Annotated in this window: 2 protein-coding genes; both read left to right on the forward strand. The window is 40.1% G+C overall.

Annotated features, from left to right (window positions below; all coding sequences use genetic code 11):
- Window positions 1–196 precede the first annotated feature (196 nt).
- Window positions 197–565, forward strand: coding sequence for a transposase (locus ACJ751_RS07075; RefSeq protein ID WP_407744688.1), 369 nt, complete (start codon window positions 197–199; stop codon window positions 563–565).
- A gap of 19 nt (window positions 566–584) precedes the next feature.
- Window positions 585–1,529, forward strand: a complete 945-nt coding sequence (locus ACJ751_RS07080; protein ID WP_407744690.1) for a transposase — start codon at window positions 585–587, stop codon at window positions 1,527–1,529.
- The last annotated feature ends 38 nt before the right edge of the window (window positions 1,530–1,567 follow it).

The following is a 1,567-nucleotide window of genomic DNA, read 5'->3' on the forward strand; positions in this document are numbered from 1 at the left end:
TAGCCTTAAAAAGAATAGTTTGTAAAAATTGCCTGTTGTGAAAAAATAGAGTATAATAGCGGTAATACAAACGTTACCTGCAAGGCTAAAAGAACGAATTGCAACAAAAATGGAAGACAAATTTAGGATCAGGTTGAATTTTTGGGGGATTTATTAGAAAGTAGTTTTTTTGCAGGCAATAAAACGGATTTGAACATTGGAAAAGGACAAGGAAAAAGAATTATTAGGCTATTTTTTACCAGAAGGGACACTTGAATATTTTGATATAACTCATTTTGTAAAGGATAAGGAAGGTTTGGTATTGTTTTTAGAAGAAAAGAATCTTCCGCCTGCCGAATATGCAGGCCAAACGCTTCACTCCAAAGGATTTTATCCGGAAGTCCGTGTACAAGACTTTCCGATTCGTGAAAACAAAGTAGAATTAAGTATAAAGCGCCGCCGATGGGAAGTTCAGTCTACCGGGGAAATTGTATCTCGTAACTGGGACCTGGTCATGAAAGGAGCACGACTCACCAAAGAGTTCGCGCTTTTTTTAAAAGATACACTTGGACAATCATCCGATTAGTTGTCATCAACTGGCCCGAATGTATCAGATGGATGGCAGCCAGCTTCAGCAGCAATACAAACATCACATCAGCGACTATAAGAATTGGGACCAGCGGGAGCATGCCACTGAATGGATGATTTTTGAAAAGAATATGGGGACCCATCTCAGCATTGATGAGACAGCATTATCCAACGATGAACTCTATACAGTAGTTACTAATAAATCAGCCAAAGGTCAAAAAGGCGCTATTGTAGCCATGATCAAAGGCACCCAGGCAGATAAGGTTATTGAGGTATTACAACGTATCAGTAAGCGATTAAGACAAAGGGTACAGGAAGTAACCCTTGATATGGCAGCTGGAATGCACCTGATCGTCAAACGCTGTTTCCCTTACGCACACCGGGTTGTAGACCGTTTTCATGTACAGCAACTAGCTTCAGAAGCTGTGCAGGAAATACGTATTAAACATAGATGGCAGGCTATTGATGAAGAAAATGAACAGATCGCGCTGGCTAAAAAGAAAGGCCTCACCTACATCCCTCAGTTGTTGCCTAATGGGGATTCTCCTAAACAGTTATTAGCACGTAGCCGCTATCTGTTATTCAAGCATAAAGAACATTGGACATACTCTCAAAAACAGCGGGCGGTACTTATGTTTGAGCGCTATCCAGCAATCCAGAAAGCCTATGATTTATCAATGAAGCTGACTGGCATCTTCAACCACTGCAAGTGTAAAGAAGAGGCATTTAAAAAACTAGCCCTATGGTATAACAAAGTAGAACAGGCAGACATTGAATCCTTTAGGACCGTATATAGATCTATCGAAACTCACTACGCGAGTATATTGAATTACTTTAATAACAGAAGCACTAATGCTTCGGCAGAAGCTTTTAATGCCAAAATCAAATCTTTTAGAGCCTCTGCCAGAGGCGTCAGAGACATCAACTTCTTCTTATTCAGACTCCAGAAAATCTATGCCTAATCAAACAATCCCCCAACTTTTTCACTTGATCCAAAAAA

The organism is Niastella sp. (genome assembly GCF_045805085.1).
Classification (GTDB): Bacteria; Bacteroidota; Bacteroidia; order Chitinophagales; family Chitinophagaceae; genus Niastella.